Source organism: Rhodanobacter sp. UC4451_H18 (assembly GCF_052978225.1).
Window position 1 is genome coordinate 74,441 of record NZ_CM129663.1, and the last position, 21,335, is coordinate 95,775.

Annotated in this window: 19 protein-coding genes; 13 read left to right on the top strand and 6 right to left on the bottom strand. The window is 68.1% G+C overall.

The annotated features are described in order from the left end of the window. Positions 1–64: 64 nt before the first annotated feature. The gene (gene folE2, locus ACVCMG_RS00385; RefSeq protein ID WP_395119172.1) at positions 65–1,012 is read left to right on the top strand and encodes a GTP cyclohydrolase FolE2; all 948 of its coding nucleotides are present in this window, start codon (positions 65–67) and stop codon (positions 1,010–1,012) included. Between the two features lie 12 nt (positions 1,013–1,024). On the opposite strand, the gene yidD is transcribed toward folE2, so the two are convergent. Then, the gene (gene yidD / locus ACVCMG_RS00390; protein ID WP_395121406.1) at positions 1,025–1,336 is read right to left on the bottom strand and encodes a membrane protein insertion efficiency factor YidD; all 312 of its coding nucleotides are present in this window, start codon (positions 1,334–1,336) and stop codon (positions 1,025–1,027) included. Between the two features lie 92 nt (positions 1,337–1,428). On the opposite strand from yidD, the gene dksA reads away from it, so the two are divergent. Continuing rightward, positions 1,429–2,607, top strand: a complete 1,179-nt coding sequence (dksA, locus tag ACVCMG_RS00395) for an RNA polymerase-binding protein DksA (RefSeq protein ID WP_447114634.1) — start codon at positions 1,429–1,431, stop codon at positions 2,605–2,607. A 155-nt stretch (positions 2,608–2,762) separates the two neighbouring features. On the opposite strand, the gene ACVCMG_RS00400 is transcribed toward dksA, so the two are convergent. Further along, positions 2,763–3,197 carry a SufE family protein gene (locus ACVCMG_RS00400; RefSeq protein WP_395119168.1) on the bottom strand — a complete coding sequence of 145 codons (435 nt, stop codon included), beginning with the start codon at positions 3,195–3,197 and terminating at the stop codon, positions 2,763–2,765. Between the two features lie 55 nt (positions 3,198–3,252). Next, a complete protein-coding gene (gene cysS, locus ACVCMG_RS00405; protein ID WP_447100140.1) occupies positions 3,253–4,626 on the bottom strand; it encodes a cysteine--tRNA ligase in 1,374 nt (457 codons plus the stop codon). A 250-nt stretch (positions 4,627–4,876) separates the two neighbouring features. On the opposite strand from cysS, the gene ACVCMG_RS00410 reads away from it, so the two are divergent. From ACVCMG_RS00410 to ACVCMG_RS00460, 11 genes are all read left to right on the top strand, one after another. Then, positions 4,877–5,401: a glycine zipper 2TM domain-containing protein gene (locus ACVCMG_RS00410; RefSeq protein WP_395119164.1), complete on the top strand. Its 525-nt coding sequence runs from the start codon at positions 4,877–4,879 to the stop codon at positions 5,399–5,401. Positions 5,402–5,794: 393 nt separating this feature from the next. Then, complete coding sequence (locus tag ACVCMG_RS00415; protein WP_447114635.1) at positions 5,795–6,802, top strand: N-acetylornithine carbamoyltransferase; 1,008 nt, start codon at positions 5,795–5,797, stop codon at positions 6,800–6,802. A 6-nt stretch (positions 6,803–6,808) separates the two neighbouring features. Beyond that, positions 6,809–7,432, top strand: coding sequence for an FMN-binding negative transcriptional regulator (locus ACVCMG_RS00420; RefSeq protein WP_447114636.1), 624 nt, complete (start codon positions 6,809–6,811; stop codon positions 7,430–7,432). Further along, complete coding sequence (locus ACVCMG_RS00425; RefSeq protein ID WP_447114637.1) at positions 7,429–7,902, top strand: OsmC family protein; 474 nt, start codon at positions 7,429–7,431, stop codon at positions 7,900–7,902. Before ACVCMG_RS00420 ends, ACVCMG_RS00425 begins: the two co-directional genes overlap by 4 nt. Positions 7,903–7,930: 28 nt before the next feature. Beyond that, entirely contained in the window at positions 7,931–9,124 is a 1,194-nt protein-coding gene (locus tag ACVCMG_RS00430; protein ID WP_447114638.1) for an argininosuccinate synthase, read from the top strand. Next, positions 9,121–10,254 carry an acetylornithine deacetylase gene (locus tag ACVCMG_RS00435; protein ID WP_447114639.1) on the top strand — a complete coding sequence of 378 codons (1,134 nt, stop codon included), beginning with the start codon at positions 9,121–9,123 and terminating at the stop codon, positions 10,252–10,254. Before ACVCMG_RS00430 ends, ACVCMG_RS00435 begins: the two co-directional genes overlap by 4 nt. A gap of 15 nt (positions 10,255–10,269) precedes the next feature. Then, complete coding sequence (locus ACVCMG_RS00440; protein ID WP_447114640.1) at positions 10,270–11,586, top strand: acetylglutamate kinase; 1,317 nt, start codon at positions 10,270–10,272, stop codon at positions 11,584–11,586. 3 nt (positions 11,587–11,589) lie between these two features. After that, on the top strand, positions 11,590–12,543 hold the full coding sequence (argC, locus tag ACVCMG_RS00445; RefSeq protein WP_447114641.1) for an N-acetyl-gamma-glutamyl-phosphate reductase: 954 nt from the start codon (positions 11,590–11,592) through the stop codon (positions 12,541–12,543). Between the two features lie 19 nt (positions 12,544–12,562). Next, positions 12,563–13,858 (top strand): argininosuccinate lyase, encoded by a 1,296-nt coding sequence (argH, locus tag ACVCMG_RS00450; RefSeq protein WP_447114642.1) that lies wholly within the window; start codon positions 12,563–12,565, stop codon positions 13,856–13,858. 15 nt (positions 13,859–13,873) lie between these two features. Further along, positions 13,874–15,061 carry a glutamate 5-kinase gene (gene proB / locus ACVCMG_RS00455; protein ID WP_447114643.1) on the top strand — a complete coding sequence of 396 codons (1,188 nt, stop codon included), beginning with the start codon at positions 13,874–13,876 and terminating at the stop codon, positions 15,059–15,061. Continuing rightward, entirely contained in the window at positions 15,058–16,320 is a 1,263-nt protein-coding gene (locus tag ACVCMG_RS00460) for a glutamate-5-semialdehyde dehydrogenase (protein WP_447114644.1), read from the top strand. The genes proB and ACVCMG_RS00460 overlap by 4 nt, the downstream gene beginning before the upstream one ends. An 18-nt stretch (positions 16,321–16,338) precedes the next feature. Here ACVCMG_RS00460 and ACVCMG_RS00465 read toward each other — a convergent pair whose 3' ends face one another. From ACVCMG_RS00465 to ACVCMG_RS00475, 3 genes are all read right to left on the bottom strand, one after another. Then, positions 16,339–17,382, bottom strand: coding sequence for a tellurite resistance/C4-dicarboxylate transporter family protein (locus ACVCMG_RS00465; RefSeq protein ID WP_447106298.1), 1,044 nt, complete (start codon positions 17,380–17,382; stop codon positions 16,339–16,341). Between the two features lie 79 nt (positions 17,383–17,461). After that, positions 17,462–19,768, bottom strand: a complete 2,307-nt coding sequence (locus ACVCMG_RS00470; RefSeq protein ID WP_447106297.1) for a transferrin receptor-like dimerization domain-containing protein — start codon at positions 19,766–19,768, stop codon at positions 17,462–17,464. A gap of 4 nt (positions 19,769–19,772) precedes the next feature. Next, a complete protein-coding gene (locus ACVCMG_RS00475) occupies positions 19,773–21,212 on the bottom strand; it encodes a hypothetical protein (protein WP_447114645.1) in 1,440 nt (479 codons plus the stop codon). Positions 21,213–21,335 lie beyond the last annotated feature (123 nt).

Sequence of the window (21,335 nt, forward strand, 5' to 3'; positions counted from 1 at the left end):
GCCGCCTTGCCCCAAGATTGGCGGTTTCGCGGCGGCTCGTCGCGCCGATGCCAGGATCTCCTCCATGCCCAGCCAGGAAAACACCGCCCGCTTGCTCCCCGACGTGGCCGTCCACGCACAGCCGCATCTTGCCGGTGCGCTGGATTGGGTCGGCATGGCCGAGATCCAGGTGCCGGTGTTGTTCGACGCGGGCGATGGACAAACGCAGCGCTCCAGTGCCCGCGTCGGTGCCTTCGTCAATCTCAAGCGACCGGACAAGCGCGGCATCCACATGTCGCGGCTGTACCTGCAGGTGGAGCAGGCGTTGAGCACGCAGACCCTGAGCGCCGACATGCTGCACTCGCTGCTGCGCGGCTTCCTCGACTCGCACCAGGATCTGTCCGACCGCGCCTGCCTCAGCATCCGCTTCGAACACCTCGTGCGCCGGCCGGCACTGAAAAGCGCGAACAGCGGCTGGCGCGCCTATCCGGTGTGCATCGAGGCCAGCCTGGTTGGCGACCAGTTCCTGCTGGAGTTCGGCACCGAGGTGGTCTATTCGTCGACTTGCCCGGCCTCGGCGGCGCTGTCGCGGCAGCTGATCCAGGACCAGTTCATTCACGATTTTGCGCCCGGCGAGGCGCTCGATCACGCCGCCGTGCTGGCGTGGCTGGGCAGCGAGAAGGGCATCGTGGCCGCCGCCCATGCGCAGCGCAGCGTGGCGCGCCTGCGCGTGCGCCCGGCGGCCGACGCCGGCTTCCATCTGGTCGGGCTGATCGATCGGGTCGAAAGCGCGCTCGGCACGCCGGTGCAGACCGCGGTAAAGCGCGAGGACGAACAAGCCTTCGCCTTGGCCAACGGCGGCAACCTGATGTTCTGCGAGGACGCCGCCCGGCGCATCCAGAAGGCACTCGATGCCGACGACCGCCTCGGCGATTTCCACATCCGGGTGGAACACCAGGAGAGCCTGCATCCGCACGACGCCGTTGCCTATGCCAGCAAGGGCGTGGAAGGCGGCTACGGTTCCATCGGTTAGGCCGCGCGATCGTCAGCGGGAGTGCGGCACATCCGGATCACGCGGCGCGTCGTGGTCGCGGCAACTCGCAAAATGAAAATGTTCCGGCACCGGATCTTCTCCGCCGGGACACAGCGGCTGGCAGCGCAGCAGTCGCCATGCGGCCAGCAGGCTGCCCCGCCACGGACCGAAGCGGATGACCGCAATCCGTGCATAATCGGAACAACTGGGGTGGAAGCGGCAGCGAGGGCCAAGCAGGGGGCTGAGCCAGCGCTTGTACAAACCAAGCAACCACAGTATGAATCGGGAGAGGATGTTCACGGATACCGAAGCGGCGTGCGCCATGTAGTGGTACAAGTATTCCAGAAGCAGGCTTGCCGGTGTTGAATGCATCGGCTATAACACGCGGCCCCCAAGGCCAATCAGGGTGAAGGGATATGGCGAAGACCAAAGCGAGTTCGACCGCCGCCAAGGCGCACAAGGGCAAGACGCCCAACAAGGCTGGCACCAAGGCCGTCAAGTCGAAGCCGGTGGCAGGCAAGGGGCAGGCTGCCAAGGTCGCCGCGAAGTCCCCCGCACGGGCCGCCGCGAAACCCGCCAGCAAGGCCACCCCGAAGAAGGCTGCGCCGCATACCAAGGCCTCCAGGCCGACTGCCCACGCACCGGCCAAGAAGGCCGCGGCGGGCAGCAAGGCCGCCAAGGGCAGGGCGCCGGCGAGCAAGGCCGCGGTGAAGAAAGCGCCGGCGAAGAAGGTCGTTGCCAAAAAGGCCGTGACGAAACATCCCGTCGTGAAGCATCCCTCAGTGAAGAAGGCTCCCGCGAAGAAGGTATCGCCCGGGAAGGCTGCAGCGGGCAAGGCACCGGCCAGCAAGGTCGCGGCGAAGCCCGCGGCGAAGAAGCCGGCGCCCCGGCCGGTGCACGGCAAGGCCGCCAAACCGGCGGCACCGGCAGCCAAGGCGCCGGCAACCCACGCGGCACGACCGGAGCCGGTCGCGGCGACCATCCACCATTCTCCTTCACCCGCGAGCAGGCTCTTCAAGGGCAAGGTGGCAAGCGCCACGGCCATGGTCAGCGCTCCCGGGAATCATGCTTCCTCCCACAAGAAATCGAAGAATTCGTCGTCCCCAATGAATAAACTGGCAACAAAAACTCTAGACAGCGGCGTCACCCGTGAAGACGGGCGATACGCCTTGCCCTCCACCAGCACGATCTCCTTGCCCAAGGGTTATCGCCCGAGCAGCGACGAGGAGTACATGAACCCGCGACACCTGGCCTACTTCCGCAACAAGTTGCGTGAATGGCGCGACCAGCTGGTGGAAGAGTCGCGCCAGACCATGGACAACCTGCGGGAGGAGGTGCGCGACGTCGGTGACGAAGCCGAACGCGCCACGCGTGAAACGGAGAACTCGCTGGAGCTGCGTACCCGCGACCGCTATCGCAAGCTGATCTCCAAGATCGACAAGGCGCTGCGCCGGATCGAGGAAGGCAGCTACGGCTTCTGCGAGGAGACCGACGAGGAGATCGGCGTTGACCGCCTCGACGCGCGCCCGATCGCCACGCTCTCGCTCGACGCCCAGGAACGCCGCGAACATCTGCAGAAGCAGATGGGGGACTGAGCAAGGCGCGCCGCTTCGCGATGCAGCAAAAAGCCCCGCTTCGAGCGGGGCTTTTTGCGAGGAGCGAGTGAAGATGAGTGGGAGAGGAGCCGGAGCGCGAGACGCCGTTGCCTTCTCTCATTCCTCGCTTCTCTTTGCTCGCTTCCCTTCCTTGCTCACTTTTGTCCCGCCGCTGCCGCGGCGTATCCCTTCAACTTCGCCAGCATCGCTGTCAGGCCGTTCGAGCGGGTGGGTGAAAGGTGCTTGGCCAGGCCGATCGTGCCGATGAAGCCGGGTTCGGTGGCCACGATCTCCGCGGCCGGGCGGTCGGAGTAGACGCGCAGCACCAGCGCGATCAGGCCCGAGACGATGGCGGAGTCGCTGGTGGCTTCGAAGTGCATGCACGACGCATCGCCACTGGGCACCAGCCACACCATCGACTGGCAGCCGTGCACGCGCCAAGCTTCGGTCTTGCACTCCTCGGGAAACGGCGGCAATTGCCGCCCGAGGTCGATCAGGTACTGATAGCGCTCGCTCCAGTCGCCGAGAAAGGCGAACTCTTCGGCGATTTCCTGCTGGGCCTGGTCGGTGCTGCTGGCGGCGATATTCATGCGCCCATTATCGCGCGTAGCAGGGCGGGAAATGAAACCCGCTCCGGCATGGCCGTCAGGCCTTGGCGATGCTCCACCGCGTGCCCTGTGCACCATCCTCGATCACCACGCCCATCGCGGCCAGCTCGTCGCGGATCGCGTCGGCGCGGGCGAAATCGCGGGCGCTGCGGGCGACGCGACGCGCTTCCAGCAAGGCCTCGACTTGCGCGGCATCCACGTGCACGCCGCCGGAGTGCTTGAACCATGCTTCCGGGTCCTGCTGCAGCAGGCCGAGCAGGGCGCCGCCGCCGAGCAGATCGGCCTTGGCCGCGGGCGTGCCGTGTTGACGCGCGGCGTCTGCAAGCACGGCCAGTTCGGCCAGCGCCAGGGGCGTGTTGAGGTCGTCGCAAAGCGCCGCTTCGACGGCGGCCGGCACGGGCAGCCGCGATGCGTCGATCGCCACGTCGGCAAGGTCGCGCAGCACCCGGTACCAGCCGTCCAGCGTGCTGACCGACTGCTGGATGGCGCCGTCGGACCAGTCCAGCGGCTGCCGGTAGTGGCCGCTGAGCAGGCGCAGGCGCAGCGCCTCGGGCGGGTGGAGTTTCAGCAGCTCGTGCACCAGCAGCACGTTGCCCAGCGACTTGGACATCTTGCGGCCGTCGAAGGTGAGCATGCCGTTGTGCATCCACCAGCGCGCGAAGGTCTTGCCGCCGTGCGCGCAGGTGGATTGCGCGATCTCGTTCTCGTGATGCGGGAACAGCAGGTCGACGCCGCCGGCGTGGATGTCGATGGTCTCGCCCAGCTGCGCGGCGCACATCGCCGAGCACTCGATGTGCCAGCCGGGGCGCCCGCGCCCCCACGGGCTGTCCCAGCCGGCCAGTTCGGGCGTGGAGGGCTTCCACAGCACGAAATCGGTGGGGTTCTTCTTGTATGGCGCGATTTCCACGCGTGCGCCGGCGATCAACTCTTCGGTGTCGCGGCCGGAGAGCGCGCCGTAGTCGGGGTACGAGCCGACGTCGAACAGCACATGGCCTTCGGCCGCGTACGCGTGGCCGCCGGCGATCAGCGCCTCGTTCATGGCGATGATCGCGCCGATGTGCGCGGTGGCGTGCGGCTCCAGGTCCGGCGGCGCAATGCCCAGCCCGGCCATGTCCTCGCGATAGGCGCGCGCGTAGCGCTCGGTGATGATCGAGATCGGCACGCCTTCGGCCAATGCCGCGGCATTGATCTTGTCCTCGACGTCGGTGATGTTGCGGGCATACACCACCTGCGGGTAGTGCCGCCGCAGCAGCCGCGCCAGCACGTCGAACACCACCGGCCCGCGCGCGTTGCCGATGTGAACGTAGTTGTAGACCGTCGGTCCGCACAGGTACATCGTGACGCGCGCGGGATCCAGCGGAACAAACGGTTCGGTGCGGCGCGTCAGGCTGTTGTAGAGCGAAATCGGCATCGGTCACATCCGCGAGGGAGTCGGCGGTCGGGCGGGGCAGGTTGCGCATCTTAACAAGCGACGATGCCGCTCGTGCCCCGCGGATCGCCCGCTCCTGGCCGGACCCGGCGATCCGTGATGCCGTCGGCCTTGCGGCAAACGGTCGCCACGGCTGAACAGGCCGGTCCGGCCTAAGCGTGTATTCATAGTGAATTTGCTGCAATGCTGCCAGTCCGCGCGTGGCGTGGAACGTGCATCACGGGAGCAGGTCATGGTCAAGCTATGGGTTTCCGCGTTGGTGCTGGCCATGATGGCGGCCGGCGCGCACGCGCAGAATGCGCCGTACCCCAACGATGACGGCAATGCCCACTACGGCTGGGCCGACGTGCTGCGCGCCGACCCGGTGCATGGCGTGACGCGCACCAACGTGCCGCGGCAGGAGTGCTACGACCAGCAGGTGGTGCGCCACGAGGGCGGCAACAGCACCGCCGGCACGGTGCTGGGCGCGGTGATCGGTGGCGTGCTGGGCAACACCGTGGGCAAGGGCGACGGGCGCAAGGCGGCGACGGTCGCCGGTGCCGTGGCCGGTGGCGCGATCGGCAACCGCAGCACGCGCGGTCGCGATTACGAGAGCACGCAGACCCAGTGCCGCGAGGTGAACACGGTCAGCGAGCAGCGCCGGATCATCGGCTACGACGTGGAATATCGCTATCGCGGCGAGGTCTACATGTCGCGGCTGGACTACGATCCGGGCGAACGCCTGCGCGTGCGGGTTTCCGTCACCCCGGTGGATTGATCCCGACTTCCGCTCATCCATCCCGCCGCCCCTCTCGGGCGGCGATTTTTTTCAGACGCCGATAATTGCCGGACAGGCACTGACCTGGCGCAGATTTTTGTTGCATGGCAGCGAAATTCTCGCCATGATAGCCGCCGACCACCCGGAACATCGCATGTCTTCAGCCGTCTATACCGCCACCGTACTTACCAGCGCCCGCGCGGCCGCTGGCATGACGTCGCGTGCGCGCCGACCGATGACTCGACATCCGGCCGGGTAGGCAGTCGCACGCGTTTCTTGTGCATCGACGACAAACCCGGCCCTTGTGCCGGGTTTTTTGTGTTTATTTCACGCGGATCCATCCGCAACACCCCGGCCATCCATGGCCGGACTCTTCAATAAGGCATCGACTTCATGACCATTCGGCATTTCTTGACCACCCAGGATTACAGCCGCGCCGAGATCGACGCGCTGCTGGAGCAGGCCTCCGCGTTCAAGCGCTCGCCGCGCGGCCAGCAGCTCGCCGGCAAGTCGATCGCATTGCTGTTCTTCAATCCCTCGATGCGCACCCGCACCAGCTTCGAGCTGGGCGCGTTCCAGTTGGGTGGCCACGCGATCGTGCTGGCGCCGGGCAAGGACGCGTGGCCGATCGAGTTCGAGGTTGGCAGCGTGATGGACGGCGATACCGAGGAGCACATCGCCGAGGTGGCGCGGGTCCTGTCGCGTTACGTCGACCTGATCGCGGTGCGCGCGTTCCCGAAATTCCAGGACTGGGCGGTGGATCGCCAGGACAAGGTGATCAAGGCGTTCGCGCACTACGCCACGGTGCCGGTGATCAACATGGAGACGATCACCCATCCCTGCCAGGAGCTGGCCCACGCGCTGGCGCTGAAGGAGCACCTGGGCGACCTGCAGAACAGGAAGTACGTGCTGACGTGGACCTATCACCCGAAGCCGCTGAACACCGCGGTGGCGAATTCGGCGCTGCTGATCGCGACCAAGCTGGGCATGGACGTGACCCTGCTTTGCCCGACACCCGACTACGTGCTGGACGAGCGCTACATGGCGTTTGGCCGTCTGAACGCCGAGCAGAACGGCGGCTCGCTGAAGGTCAGCCACGACATCGAGGAAGCCTACGCCGGCGCCGACGTGGTCTACGCCAAGAGCTGGGGCGCGCTGCCGTTCTTCGGTCGCTGGGAAGAGGAGAAGCCTGTGCGCGAAGCGAACAGGCACTTCATCGTCGACGAGGCGAAGATGGCGCTCACCAACCACGGCCTGTTCAGCCACTGCCTGCCGCTGCGCCGCAACGTCAAGGCCACCGACGCGGTGATGGATTCGCCCGCCTGCATCGCCATCGACGAGGCTGAGAACCGCCTGCATGTGCAGAAGGCGGTGATGGCGTCGTTGATCGGCCAGGGTTGAGCCGCCATGTATACGCCGAAGCATTTTGTGGAAAGCCGCGTCGAATCCCTGCACGGGCTGATTCGCGCATACCCGTTCGCCACGCTGGTGACCCGCGCGGCCGACGGATTGACGGCCAATCACCTGCCGTTCGAACGGGTCGGCGAGGTGCTGCACGGCCATGTCGCGCGCGGCAACGAGTTGGCGCGACTGGACGGCGCCGAGGTGCTGCTGGTGTTCCAGGGCCCGGACGGCTACATCAGCCCGAACTGGTATCCCAGCAAGCACGAGACCGGGCGCGAGGTGCCGACCTGGAACTACGCGGTGGTGCACGTGCACGGCCGGCTGCGCGTGATCGACGACGCGGCGTGGCTGCGTCGTCTGCTGGAAACCCTGACCGACCACCATGAGGCGGGCCAGCCGCAGCCATGGAAGATCAGCGACGCGCCGGACGACCATATCGAGACTTCGCTGCGCGCGATCGTCGGCCTCGAAGTCTCGATCGACCGCATCGAAGGCAAGTTCAAGCTGAGCCAGAATCATCCCGCGCGCAACCGCGCGGGCGTGATCGCCGGGCTGCGCGAGCGCGACGGCGATGGCGACGCGGAACTGGCCGCATGGATGTCCCGACAAGAGGAGTCGAAACCGTGAATCATCAGCATCACTATCGCGTCGCCGTGGAATGGACCGGCAACCTCGGCAGCGGCACAGACGGCTACCGCAACTACAGCCGCGACCACATCATCCGCATCGACGGCAAGCCGGCGATCGCCGGTTCCTCCGACCCCACCTTCCGCGGCGATGCCGCGAGGCACAATCCCGAGGACATGCTGGTCACGGCATTGTCGACCTGCCACATGCTGTCGTATCTGCACATGGCCACCGTGGCCGGCGTGGTGGTGACGGCGTACAGCGATGCCGCCGAAGGCACGATGGCCACCGAAGGCGACGGCGGCCGCTTCGTCGAAGTGGTGCTGCGCCCCACGGTGACCATCACTGCCGCCAGCGACCCGGCCAAGGCCGAAGCGGCGCACGAGGCGGCGCATCACGCCTGCTTCATCGCCAATTCCGTGAATTTCCCGGTGCGCTGCGAGCCGCGCGTCGTCGTCGAATCCGCCTGACCCTACTTATTTCCAGGATCTGCAAGCCATGAGCAAAGACATCGTCCTCGCCTTTTCCGGCGGCCTCGACACCAGCTTCTGCGTGCCTTACCTGCAGGAGCGCGGCTGGGCCGTGCACACCGTGTTCGCCGATACCGGCGGTGTCGACGCCGAAGAGCGCGCCTTCATCGAGAACCGCGCGAAGGAGCTGGGCGTGGCCAGCCACGTCACGGTCGATGGCGGCCCGGCGATCTGGGCGGGCTTCGTCAAGCCGTTCGTGTGGGCCGGCGAGGGCTACCAGGGCCAGTACCCGCTGCTGGTGTCCGACCGCTACCTGATCGTCGAATCCGCGCTGAAGCGCGCCGCCGAACTGGGCACGAAGGCGATCGCGCATGGCTGCACCGGCATGGGCAACGACCAGGTGCGTTTCGACCTGGCGGTGAAGGCGCTGGGCGACTACCAGATCGTGGCGCCGATCCGCGAGATCCAGAAGGAACACACGCAGACGCGCGCCTACGAGCAGAAGTACCTGGAAGACCGCGGCTTCGGCGTGCGCGCCAAGCAGCAGGCCTACACCATCAACGAGAACCTGCTCGGCCTGACCATGTCCGGCGGCGAGATCGATCAGTGGCAGGCGCCCGGCGCCGGCGCGGTGGGCTGGTGCAAGCAGCGCGCCGAATGGCCGTCCAAACCGCTGCAGGTGAAGATCGGCTTCGTCAACGGCGAGGCGGTGACGCTGGACGGTGAGGCGATCGCCGGGCACGCCATGCTGGCGAAGCTCAACGGCCTGTTCGCGCAGTACGGCGTGGGTCGCGGCCTGTACACCGGCGACACCACCATCGGCCTGAAGGGCCGCATCATCTTCGAGGCACCGGGCCTGACCGCGCTGCTCGCCGCGCATCGCGCGCTGGAAGAAGCGGTGCTCAGCAAGCAGCAGAACCGCTTCAAGCCGGAGGTGGCGCGCAAGTGGGTGGAGCTGGTCTACGAGGGCTTCTTCCACGACCCGCTGAAGACCGACCTGGAGGCGTTCCTGGCGTCCAGCCAGTCCACCGTCAACGGCACGGTGACGCTGGAAACGAATGGCGGCAGCGTCGGCGCGGTGGCGGTGGAGTCGAAGCACATCCTCAACGCCAAGGGCGCCACCTATGCGCAGTCGGCCGACTGGGGCGTGGAGGAGGCCGAGGGTTTCATCAAGCTGTTCGGCATGAGCAGCACGCTGTGGGCCGAGGTCAATCGCGGATGAGCGCACTGCTCGATGCCACGTTGAAACACCTGGCGGCGCTGGTCGGTTTCGACACGCGCAATCCGCCGCGCACGATCGACACCGGCGGCATCTTCGACTACCTGCGCGCGCAGCTGCCCGGCTTCGACGTGACGGTGACCGACTTCGGTGCCGGCGCGGTGGCCCTGCACGCGGTGCGCGGCGAGCCGAAGGTCCTGTTCAACGTGCACCTGGACACCGTGCCGGACTCGCCGGCGTGGACGGCCGATCCGCACACGCTGCGGGTCACTGCCGATCGCGCGATCGGCCTGGGCGCGTGCGACATCAAGGGGGCGGCGGCGGCGCTGCTGGCGGTGGCGAATGCCAGTCACGGCGACCTGGCGCTGCTGTTCACCACCGACGAGGAGGCGAACGACGCGCGCTGCATCGCCGGCTTCCTGCGCGAACCGCACGCTTACGACGCAGTGATCGTGGCCGAGCCCACCAAGGGCGAGGCGGTGCTGGCGCATCGCGGCATCCAGTCGGTGCTGATGCGCTTCGCCGGCCAGGCCGGGCATGCCTCGGGCGAGCAGAAGCCGGGCGACAGCGCACTGCACCAGGCCGTGCGCTGGGGCAACGCGGCGCTGGATTTCGTGGCGGCGCAGTCGCACGAACGCTTCGGCGGACTGACCGGCCTGCGCTTCAACATCGGCCGCATCGAGGGCGGCATCAAGGCGAACATGATCGCGCCGAGTGCCGAGGTCCGCTTCGGCATGCGGCCGCTGCCGACGATGGACCCGGACCGCTTGCTGACCCAGTTCCGCTCGCTGGTCGAGCCGGCGCCGGTCGAGTTCGCGGAAACCTTCCGCGGCGCCTCGCTGCCGGCCGGCGACACGGCGAACGCCGAGGCGAACCGGCTGGTCGCGCGCGACGTGGCCGACGAGCTGGGCATCCCGGTCGGCAACGCGGTGGACTTCTGGACCGAGGCGGCGCTGTTCTCCGCCGCCGGCTACACCGCCTTCGTCTACGGCCCCGGCGATATCGCGCAGGCGCACAGCGCCGACGAGTGGGTCGCGCTGGAGCAGCTCGAGCGCTATGCACAAACGGTTTATCGAATCATCGAGAGGTCCGGCCAGGGAAGGCCGGTTTTCGACTCTGGCGTTCACGGATGAACGCAAGGAATAAACATGGAAACGCATAAGCACACCCGCAAGACCATCGTGCGCCTGCTTTCGAGCATGGGCAGCGCGAAGGAGATCCAGCAGTACCTCAAGCGCTTCTCCGAGCTGGATGCCAAGCGCTTTGCCGTGGTCAAGGTCGGCGGCGCGGTGCTGCGCGACGAGTTGGCCGATCTCGCCTCGTCGCTGACCTTCCTGCAGCAGGTCGGCCTGACCCCGATCGTGCTGCACGGCGCCGGTCCGCAGCTGGACGAGGAGCTGGCTGCCGCCGGCATCGAGAAGCACACCATCGACGGCCTGCGCGTGACTTCGCCGAAGGCGCTCGGCATCGTGCGCCGCGTGTTCCAGCAGCAGAACCTGAAACTGGTCGAGGCACTGCAGTCGATGGACACGCGCGCCACCTCGGTGGCGACGGGCGTGTTCATGGCCGACTACCTGGACCGCGATACCTACGGTCTGGTCGGCAAGGTCCGCAGCATCAACCTGGCGCCGATCGAGGCCAGCCTGCGCGCGAACTCCATCCCGGTGATCGCCAGCCTGGGCGAAACCGACAAAGGGCAGATCCTCAACGTCAACGCCGACTTCGCCGCGAACGAACTGGTGCGCGTGCTGCAGCCGTACAAGATCGTGTTCCTCACCGGCACGGGAGGCCTGCTCGACGAGCACGGCAAAGTGATCGATTCGATCAATCTGAGCACCGAGTTCGATCACTTGATGGCGCAGCCTTGGATCAACGGTGGCATGCGCCTGAAGATCGAGCAGATCGCCGACCTGCTGGCCGACCTGCCGCTGACCTCGTCGGTGTCGATCACCCGCCCGTCCGAACTGGCCAAGGAGCTGTTCACCCACAAGGGTTCCGGCACCCTCGTGCGACGCGGCGAGAAGGTGCTGCGCTTCGACTCCTGGGACGGCGTGGACCGCGCGCGCATGCGCAGGCTGATCGAGTCCAGCTTCGGCCGCACCCTGGTGCCGGACTATTTCGAGCGCACCAGGCCGATGCGCATCTACGTCAGCGAGAACTACCGCGCGGCGATGATCCTTGTCGAGGAGGACGGCTTGCCGTATCTCGACAAGTTCGCCGTGCTGGACGACGCGCAGGGCGAAGGCCTGGGCCGCGCGGTGTGGCAGGTGATGCGCGAGGAGAATCCGCGGCTGTTCTGGCGCTCGCGTCACGGCAACCCGGTCAACCCTTTCTACTACGCCGAATCGGACGGCTGCATCAAGCAGCCGCGCTGGAAGGTGTTCTGGTACGGCATCGACGGGTTCGACACGATCTCCCGTTGCGTGGCGCATTGCGCGCAACGTCAGCCGACACTGGTGGATTGAGCCATGCACACGAACAGGAAAACGGTAGGCATCGTCGGCGCGCGCGGCCATACCGGCATGGAACTGATCCGCCTGATCGCGGCGCACCCGCTGCTGCAACTGGCCTTCGTCTCCTCGCGCGAACTGGACGGCCAGCGAGTGGCCGATCACGTCGACGGTTTCGCCGGCGAACTGCGCTACGCCAGCCTGGACCCGGCCGCGGTGGTGGCGCAGGGCGCCGACGTGGTGATCCTGGCGCTGCCCAACGGCAAGGCGGCGCCGTTCGTCGAGGCGATCGACGCGGCGAAGCCGGACACGTTGATCCTCGACCTTTCCGCCGACTACCGCTTCGACCCGTCGTGGTACTACGGCCTGCCCGAGCTGACCCGCGACAAGTGGCGTGGTGAGCGGCGCATCAGCAATCCCGGCTGCTACGCCACCGCCATGCAGCTCTCCATCGCGCCGCTGAAGGACCTGCTGGCCGCGCCACCGGTGTGCTTCGGCGTCTCCGGCTATTCCGGCGCCGGCACCACGCCGTCGGACAAGAACGATCCGGAAAAACTGCGCGACAACCTGATGCCGTACGCGCTCACCGGCCACATGCACGAGAAGGAGGCCTCGTTCCGGCTCGGCGTGCCGGTGGAGTTCATGCCGCACGTGGCGCCGCACTTCCGCGGGCTTACCGTCACCACCAACCTGTATCTCACCCGCCCGCTGAAACGCGAGGACGTGCTGCAGCGTTTCCGTGCCGCCTACGACAGCGAGAAGCTGGCCGTCGTGACCGACGAGGCGCCGTGGGTCAGCCGCATCGCGCACCGCCACCATGCCGAGGTCGGCGGCTTCGCCGTATCGGCCGACGGCAAGCGCGTGGTGATCGTGGCCACGCTGGACAACCTGCTCAAGGGCGCCGCCACCCAGGCGATGCAGAACATCAACCGTGCGATCGGCGTGGACGAATACACCGCGATTCCGCTCTAGCCGATTTCAGGACACCACCATGACCCAACCCCTCTGGCAAAAATCCGGCATCCAGATCGACGCGAAGATCATGCAGTTCCTCGCCGGCGACGACGTGCTGCTGGATCGCGAGTTCTTCCTGCACGACATCACCGCCAGCAAGGCGCACGTGGAAGGGCTGGCCAACATCGGCGTGGTCAGCACCGACGAAGCCGCCGCACTGAAGCGCGAGCTGGATGCGCTGGCCGCTGATTTCACGAGCGGCGCGTTCGTGCTGGACGAGCGCTACGAGGACGGCCATTCGGCGATCGAGGCCCGCCTCACCGAGCGCCTCGGCGACGCCGGCCGCCGCGTGCACACCGGACGCAGCCGCAACGACCAGATCCTGGTTGCCACCCGGCTTTGGCTGAAGGACAAGCTGGCCGCGCTGGAGGCGCATTGCCGCGCCATCGCCGGAGTCTGCCTTGAGCGCGCGTCGCAAGAAGCCGTGCCGATGCCCGGCTACACCCACCTGCAGCGTGCGGTGGTGTCGTCCACTGCAATGTGGTTCGCCGGTTTCGCCGAGGGCTTCATCGACAATGCGCTGCGCGCGCGGCAGACGATGACGCTGATCGACGCCAACCCGCTCGGCACCGCCGCCGGCTACGGCGTGAACATGAAACTCGACCGCGAGCACACCACCCGGGCGCTCGGTTTCGCGCGCATGCAGATATCGCCGATCTACGCGCAGCTGTCGCGCGGCAAGTTCGAGATGGCGGTGCTGGAGGCGATCGGCGGCGCGCTGCTCGACTTGCGCCGGCTGGCGTGGGACCTGTCGCTGTTCACCACCGCCGAATTCGACTTCGTCAAATTGCCGGCCGAGTACACCACCGGCAGCTCGATCATGCCGAACAAGCGCAACCCCGACGTGATCGAACTGCTGCGCGCCAGCTACGCCAGCGTGGCCGCCGCGCGCACCGAGATCGAACAGCTGCTGTCGCTGCCGTCCGGTTACCAGCGCGACCTGCAGTTCTCCAAGGGCTCGATCTTCCATGGCGTGCGTCATGGCCTGATGGCGCTGGAACTGGTACCCGACCTGCTGGCGCGATTCGCGTGGAACGAAGCCGCGATGCGTGCGGCGATCGAGCCGGCGATGTACGCCACCGACGTGGCAATCGAGCAGGCCGCCGCCGGCGTGCCGTTCCGCGATGCGTATCGCGCGGCGGCGGAAACCGCGGCATCCGCAGGGCAGGGGCGCACGCCCGAAGGCAGCCTAGCCGCCCGCGTGTCGCCGGGCGCCGGCAACGACCTGCGACTGGATGAACTGCACGCGCGACTACGCGCACTCGACGACTGAAGCGGAGGCACGGGCATGGCGGCGATCGACACGGGGAACACGCACACCGGCCTGCCCGCACAGGCATTGCCCTCCTGGCGCCGCGCCGTGCTGAAAGTGGGCAGCAACCTGCTCGCCGCCGACGGCGGCGGCCTCACGTCGCGTCACGCCGAAGCGCTGGCCGGTTTCATTGCCGCCAGCCATGCCGAAGGCCGCGAGGTGGTGCTGGTGTCCTCCGGCGCGGTGGCGGCGGGACGTGCGCTGTTGCGTCAGCATGCGCGCGACGGCGGCGGCCTCGCCGCGCGGCAGGCGCTGGCCGCGCTGGGCCAGGCGCCGATGATCGCGCTGTGGCAATCGCTGTCCGCGCGGCCGGTGGCGCAGGTGCTGCTGACCCACGACGACCTGCGCAACCGCCGCCGCTACCTCAACGCGCGCGCCACCCTGCGCGAGCTGCTGCAGCTCGGCGTGCTGCCGGTGATCAACGAGAACGACACCGTGTCGGTGGATGAACTGAAGCTCGGCGACAACGACAACCTTGCCGCCATCGTGGCCGCGCTGGTCGACGCCGACCTGCTGCTGATCGCCTCCGACGTCGATGCGCTATACAGCGCCGACCCGCGGCGCGATCCCGCGGCCGTGCCGATCGCGCAGGTGGCCGCGCTGACCGCCGAGATCGTCGCGATGGCCGGCGACAGCGGCAGCGCGGCCGGCACCGGCGGCATGCGCACCAAGCTGCAGGCCGCGGCGAAAGCTGCCGCCGCCGGCATCCCCACGGCCTTGTTCAGCGGGCGCGAGGCGGCCACCGTGCAGGCACTGCAGCGCGGGCAGTTGCGCGGCACGCTGATCGCCGCGGCTTCCACGCGATTGCAGGCGCGCAAGTACTGGCTGCGCCACGCACCCGCGGCGCCGGGCCGCATCCGCATCGACGCCGGTGCGGTGAAGGCGCTGGCCGGCGGGCGCGTCTCGCTGCTGCCGGGCGGCGTGCTTGGAGCCGACGGCGAGTTCCACCGCGGCGACCTGGTCGAGATCGTCGACGCGGACGGCGCCGCCGTTGCGCGCGGACTCAGCCAGTACGGTGCCGCCGAGGTGCGCCGTCTGGCCGGCCGGCACAGCCGCGAGATCGACGGCGTGCTCGGCTACAGCTACGGCGACGAGGTGGTGCATCGCGACGACCTCGTCGGCATGAGTCGCCCGGTTGTGTCCGGACAGGAGATCAGCACATGAGCACGATCCGCGAACAGGCACTCGCCTGCCGCGACGCGGCGCAGGTAGTCGCGGCGCTCGACACGGGGACGAAGCGCGCGTTGCTTCGCGACATGGCTGCGGCGCTGGAAGCGCAGTCCGCCGCGGTGCTGGCAGCGAACGCCGAAGACGTGCAACAGGCCGCGGCGAAAGGCGTGCAGGGCGCCATGCTCGACCGCCTGCGGCTGGACCAGGCACGCGTGGCCGGCATCGCCGGCGCGCTCCGCGAAGTGGCCGAGCTGCCCGACCCGGTCGGCGTAACGACCCGCCGCGAGACACGACCGAACGGACTGTCGGTCGAGCGCGTGCGCATCCCGCTCGGCGTGATCGCGATGATCTACGAGGCGCGCCCCAACGTCACCGCCGACGCCGCCGCGCTGTGCCTGATGGCCGGCAACGCGGTGATCCTGCGCGGTGGCTCCGAGGCGATCCATTCCAACACCGCGATCGCCGCGGCGCTGAAGTCGGCACTGGAGGCGCACGGCGTGCCGACCGCCGCCGTGACCCTGGTCGACGACCTGCGCCGCGAGACGATGGTCGAACTGCTGCAGCTGGTCGACATCGTCGACCTTGCGATTCCGCGCGGCGGCGAGGGCCTGATCCGTTTCGTTGCCGAACACGCGCGCGTGCCGGTGATCAAGCACTACAAGGGCGTCTGTCACCTGTACGTGGATTGCGCCGCCGACCTCGCGCTGGCGCTGGACCTGCTGATCGACGGCAAGACCTCGCGCCCCGGCGTGTGCAACGCGCTGGAGACGCTGCTGGTGCATCGCGACGTCGCCGCCGCCTTCCTGCCGCGCGCGGTGGCTGCCTTGCGCGAGCGCGGCGTCGAGCTGCGCGGCGACGAGCGCAGCCGCGCCCTGGTGCCCGACATGCGCGCGGCGACCGACGACGACTACGCCGCCGAGTTCCTCGACCTGATCCTCGCCGTGCGCGTGGTCGACGACCTCGACACCGCCATCGCGCACATCCGTCGCCACGGCTCCGACCACACCGAAGTCATCGCCACCGCCGACGAAACCGCCGCGCAACGCTTCGTGCAGGCGATCCGTTCCGCCGTGGTGATGGTCAACGCCTCCTCCCGTTTCAGCGACGGCGGCGAGCTGGGCCTGGGCGCCGAGATCGGCATCTCCACCACGCGCCTGCACGCCTACGGGCCGATGGGCGCCGAGGCGCTGACCATCGAACGCTTCGTGCTGCGCGGCGACGGCCAGGTGCGGCACGCCGAAAGCCGCCGGTGAAGGCGCGCATCGTGCGCCTCAGCCCCGCACGAAGGCGCGCCGCCAGTGCCGCAGTGCACCGGCCGCCACCAGCAACCAGGCCAGCAGGCTGATGTAGACGCCGAGGTCGGACACCGGCTGCAGCAGATCCAGGTCCAGTGCCTGTGCCAGCGCGTTCGTGCCGACCGTGTACATGCCCAGCGGAAACACGATGTCCCAGTCGTCCACCGCGTAGCGCAGGCGCACGTGGCGCATGCCGTGGCGCCACAGCTCGAGGATCGCCAGCAGCGGAATCCACCAGGTGGCGCTGGCCCAGAAGAACAGGGTGAAGCCCTTGACGAAGGGCACCAGCGCACCGAGCGACGGTTGCGCCGGCGCATGCAGCACCAGCAGGCTGCCGGCCAGCGTGGTGATCGCCAGCGCGCCCATGTTGATCCAGTACGGCGGCGTGAAGCCGCTGGCCGGCAGCGGCAGGAACAGCAGGCGGTAGAAGATCAGCGTGATCAGGATCAGGTACAGCGCCGCACCGACCAGGTACAGGCACAGCGCGGCGAACAGCCAGCCGAGCGCGGGCGTCGCATGGTCGTGCGCCACCAGCAAGGTGATCGCCACCGCCAGCGCCTGCGTCGACACCACCGCCACCAGCCAGCCGCCATTGATGCTGCGCCGGAAGCCGGGCTTGCGCTGGCCGGTGATCACGGCGAGCAGCAGCAGGTACGACAGGCAGCCCCAGCCGACCGCGCCGAGCACGGTCAACGCGACGGCCCAATGCGGCAGCGGAACCACCAGCACACACTGGCTGGCCAGCACACCGATGGCCGCGACGAAGGTGAGAAAGCCCGCGCCCCGCGCCGGGTTGGTGAAGTCGTCCAGCACCTCGCACCTGGCATGCACGAGGCGCAGCGCGTTCAGCGCCAGCAGCAGCACGAAGGCCACCGCGTTCAGCACGAACAGCGCACGCGCCAGCACGGGCATGCCGTGCTGGCCGGCATCGATGGAGACGATGCCGGTGGCCATCACCAGCGCGAACGCGCCGGGGTCCAGCTTGCGGATGCTCGATGGAAGGGTGCGGCTCAGCATCATCGTCCTGGCTCCGGCGAGCGGCCGTACGGGTGACGGCCGGCGGGCGATCCATCCGTGGATTCGCCGTGGTTTGCGCCGGTCAGCTCGACGGGGTCAGCAAACGGGTCAGCTGGTCGAGTTGGGCGCGGTAGTGGTCAAGCACCTGCGCAGTGATCGTTGCATAGCGGTTCGCCTCGTCCCAGCGCCGTGCCTCGATCGCCTCACGCACGCCGGGAACCGTCTTGACGCCGTAGCCGGTGAGCATGCCTGGCGCGTAGATGAAGTGCCGGAACCACGGCCGGCCGGGCAGGCCGTCGGCATCGGTCAGCGCCTGTTCCATCCGGCCCATCTGCCGGTTGATCTGGCGCAGCCGCGCGGCGGGCAGGGCAAAGCCGTCGGCGGCCTGCCGCGCGTAGGCGGCCTGGAAAGCCTTTGCGCTCTGCTCCAGCTGGCTGGCGGCGCGGTCCAGCGGGGCCAGCTCGATCGCCGGCACATCGGAGTCGCGCGCCGGCGGCAGCAGCGGCCGGGTTGGGTCGCTGTCCAGCGCGTAGGCATGCGCGTCGAGCAACTGGTGCTGTTGCGCCGTTGCCTTGCGCGTATTCTCGATCAGCTTGTGCAGTTCGCCGACGTAGCGGCCCAGGGTCTGGCTGAAATCGCCGAAGCGCAGCGGCAGCACATCGGCATCGGCGCTGCGCAACACGATGTGGCCGGCCACCTTGGCCAGCGCCACGCCGTACTCGAAGCTGGGATCGCCAAAGCGGGCGTAGTGGTCGAACGAGTCGTAGCGCGAGTGATAGATGCCGGCATTGTCGTCCTCGCCGCCGAAGCCCAGGTCGAGCGAGGCGATGCCGAGATGTTCCAGGAACGGGCTGTAATCTGAGCCGGAGCCCAGTGCCTCGATCGGCAAATCGCCGCCGCTGGCTGCCGCCTTGGCATTGGCCTTGGCTTCGGGTTTCGCCTTGGGATCGCTGCCTTCGATCATCAGGTGCGCCCGCCAGCGTTTGCCCACGCTGACGCGGGTTTCCGGATCGGTCACGCCGTCGGCGACCTGGTTGACCAGGTGCTGCAGCGAATGGCTGCCGCCGGCGCCGAGGAAGCCGCGGCCGTTGGTATCCGAGTTGATGTAGAGCACGGCCTTGGCCTGCAGCTCCTTCGCGTGCGCCTCGGCCCATTCGGTGGAACCGAGCAGGCCCGGTTCCTCGCCGTCCCAGCTGGCGTAGACCAGGGTGCGCTGCGGCCGCCAACCCTGCTTGAGCAGGCCGCCGATGGCCTTGGCCTCGGCCATCAGGGCCACGTTGCCGGCCAGCGGGTCCCATGCGCCGAACACCCAGCCGTCGTGGTGGTTGCCGCGGATGATCCACTGGTCCGGCGCGCGGGCGCCCTCGATCTTGGCGATCACGTCATAGATCGGCTTGCGGTTCCAGTCCGACAGCACGGTCAGGTGCGCCTTGGCCGTGCTCGGGCCCACGTGGTAGGTCAGCGGCAGTGCGCCGCGCCAGGCTGCGGGTGCCACCGGGCCGCCCAGCGACTTCAGCAGCGGCGTGGCGTCGGCGTAGGAGATCGGCAGCACCGGAATCTTCAGCAGGGTCTTCGCGTCCTTGATCGCCAGCCGCTTGGCGCCGGGCGTGGAGCCGATGCCGGGGGTCAGCGGATCGCCGGGATATTGCTGCATGTCGGCGACCGAGCCGCGCTGCACGCCTTCGGGCGGGCGCCAGCCGCCTTCGGGCCAGGTGTCGCCCTGGGCGTAGCCGTCATCGTGCGGGTCGGAGTAGATCAGGCAGCCGACCGCGCCATGCTCCTGCGCCAGCTTCGGCTTGAGCCCGCGCCAGCCGCCGCCGTAGCGGGTAATCACGATCTTGCCGCGCACGTCGATGCCGCGGCGGGCCAGCTCCTTGTAGTCGTCCGGCATGCCGTAGTTGGCGTAGACCAGTGGTGCGGTGACATCGCCGTCGCCGCCGTAGACGTTGTATGGCGGCAGCGCGCCGGGCAGCGCCGAAGTGGCATCGCCGGCGACCGGCGGCTCGTGCAGGGTGGCGGTGAACGGCTGCGGCCCGAGCAGTTCCAGTGCGACTTTCTTCGGCGTCGGATACAACACCTCGAACGTCTCGATGTGCGCATCCCAGCCCCAGGCGCGGAACTGCTCCAGCATGAACTCGGCATTCGCCTTGTCGTGCGGCGAGCCGACCTGGTTCGGCGCCGATGCCATCTGCTTCAACCAGTCGCGCAGCTCGGCCGGGTCGAGCTGGGCGTCGAAACGTCGTTCCAGGTCGAGTTGGGTGGTGGCATGCGCGGGCGTGAAGCCGAGCAGGCCGGCTTGCGATGGGGCGGCGGGTTCCGCTCCGATGGCGGCGAAGGTCGCAAGCGCACACGCCGTGGCAAGCAGTACGCGCATTCTGTGGTGGGTCATGGAATCAGTTCCCCTGGTCGACGGAGGGTTGCGCCACATCGCCGCGAACCGGCGTGGACACGGGCCCGGCAGTGGCTGCCGGGGGCTGGGAGGGCGGTGGCCGCGGGTTGCGGTCCCTGATCGTGACGTTCTGTGAAAACAACGTGGCGTTGTTCTCGCCGCTGTAGACCATGCGGTACTTGCCGGGCCGCAGGTAGAGCTCGCTGGCGGGCGCCGCGCCGCCGCTGCGCACGCGGTCGCTGGGCACGGCGTTGAGCGGCACCGGATCGAGCACCACGCGATCGGCCGGGATGGCGTCGTTGCCTTCGCTGGCGTAACGCGCCTCCACCATGCAGGGAAAATGCTGGTTGCAGCGTTCGCCATCCACGTAATACGGCTTGCGTTCGCCGCCCAGGCTGAGCCAGGTCGGGCGGCCGCGGCGCATGGATATCGGCGCAAACCACACGCTGACGTCGTAGCCCGGCCGCAACGACCACGGTTTGCCGGCGTCGTCCACGAACACGATGGGGCCGGTCGGTTGCAACTTCTTCATGACCGGCTCGTAGTACGGATGATTGCCGCCGACATCGGGGTGGTCGTACAGCATGGTCTGCTCGACGGTGAGCGGGTCGATGTCGATCAACCGCCGCAGGTGCTGGGCCATTGAGGCGCCGCCCAGGTAGGCGCCGGATTCCTGGATGTGCGCGTAGCCGGCGTTGACCACCACGCGCGCGTCGGGATGTTCCTTGAACACCTGCCGGTACAGGTTGCGCGCCTGCTCCGCTTCGCGTGCGTCGCCGGAGGCATCGGACAGCGCCTCGTAGCCGACCACCTTGTAGCCGAGCCGCAACGCGGTGCGCACCATTTCCGCGCAGACCGGTTCCTGCGTGTAGAAGCCGCTGTCTTTGGTCGGGTATCCGCGCGCCTGCAGCCCCTTGTCGGTCTGGTAGACCGTCTCGGCCGCGAAATAGTCGTAACCCTCGGCGCGCAGTCGCGCCAGCATCTGCACCGTCAGGCTGCGGGTGAGCGGGATGTTGTGCGCCTCGTTGAAGAACACTGCCCGGCGCCCTTTCGCCAGCCGTGCGATCGCCGTCAGGGCAGACTCGGCGTGGTGGACCCCGTCGTCCAGTGGCAAGGGGCGGTCGTCGGGCAACGCTCCCTGCCTGATCGAGAAGCTGGTCGCCGCGTCCGGGTAATCGCCGATGAAGGTCTGATACCAGCTCAGGTACTGGCTGAAAATGACCTGGAAAGCAGGGTCGTTGTTGCCGACGGAGGCGTAGCGCATCACCTGGAACTGGGCCAGCAGGCCATTGCGCTTGTCGGCGTCGCGCATGATCGCCTCGGATTCCTGCGACGCCTTGAGTTGCCTGGCCTGCCAGTGCGCCGGCGATTGCGCATGGCCGGAGCCGGGCATGCCGGCGATCGCGGCGCAGGCGGCGGCGAACAGAATGCTGGTACAGCGCATGGAACCTCCCGTGAGTCGGTGGGTTTGCGTGGCCATCCCGCGGCGGTGGAACCGCAACCCGTGCACGTTACCGCAAGCACCATCGCATGCCTGTGCCTGTCGACACAGTGTCATCACGATCAA

Coding starts and splice junctions, on each gene's coding strand:
- ACVCMG_RS00400 (WP_395119168.1), bottom strand. CDS start 3,197: ATGAATATCGCCGCCAGCAGCACCGACCAGGCCCAGCAGGAAATCGCC.
- ACVCMG_RS00435 (WP_447114639.1), top strand. CDS start 9,121: ATGAGCGCACTGCTCGATGCCACGTTGAAACACCTGGCGGCGCTGGTC.
- proB (WP_447114643.1), top strand. CDS start 13,874: ATGGCGGCGATCGACACGGGGAACACGCACACCGGCCTGCCCGCACAG.
- ACVCMG_RS00440 (WP_447114640.1), top strand. CDS start 10,270: ATGGAAACGCATAAGCACACCCGCAAGACCATCGTGCGCCTGCTTTCG.
- ACVCMG_RS00430 (WP_447114638.1), top strand. CDS start 7,931: ATGAGCAAAGACATCGTCCTCGCCTTTTCCGGCGGCCTCGACACCAGC.
- folE2 (WP_395119172.1), top strand. CDS start 65: ATGCCCAGCCAGGAAAACACCGCCCGCTTGCTCCCCGACGTGGCCGTC.
- ACVCMG_RS00475 (WP_447114645.1), bottom strand. CDS start 21,212: ATGCGCTGTACCAGCATTCTGTTCGCCGCCGCCTGCGCCGCGATCGCC.
- dksA (WP_447114634.1), top strand. CDS start 1,429: ATGGCGAAGACCAAAGCGAGTTCGACCGCCGCCAAGGCGCACAAGGGC.
- ACVCMG_RS00415 (WP_447114635.1), top strand. CDS start 5,795: ATGACCATTCGGCATTTCTTGACCACCCAGGATTACAGCCGCGCCGAG.
- ACVCMG_RS00465 (WP_447106298.1), bottom strand. CDS start 17,382: ATGATGCTGAGCCGCACCCTTCCATCGAGCATCCGCAAGCTGGACCCC.
- ACVCMG_RS00420 (WP_447114636.1), top strand. CDS start 6,809: ATGTATACGCCGAAGCATTTTGTGGAAAGCCGCGTCGAATCCCTGCAC.
- argC (WP_447114641.1), top strand. CDS start 11,590: ATGCACACGAACAGGAAAACGGTAGGCATCGTCGGCGCGCGCGGCCAT.
- ACVCMG_RS00460 (WP_447114644.1), top strand. CDS start 15,058: ATGAGCACGATCCGCGAACAGGCACTCGCCTGCCGCGACGCGGCGCAG.
- yidD (WP_395121406.1), bottom strand. CDS start 1,336: ATGGCGCACGCCGCTTCGGTATCCGTGAACATCCTCTCCCGATTCATA.
- cysS (WP_447100140.1), bottom strand. CDS start 4,626: ATGCCGATTTCGCTCTACAACAGCCTGACGCGCCGCACCGAACCGTTT.
- ACVCMG_RS00470 (WP_447106297.1), bottom strand. CDS start 19,768: ATGACCCACCACAGAATGCGCGTACTGCTTGCCACGGCGTGTGCGCTT.
- argH (WP_447114642.1), top strand. CDS start 12,563: ATGACCCAACCCCTCTGGCAAAAATCCGGCATCCAGATCGACGCGAAG.
- ACVCMG_RS00410 (WP_395119164.1), top strand. CDS start 4,877: ATGGTCAAGCTATGGGTTTCCGCGTTGGTGCTGGCCATGATGGCGGCC.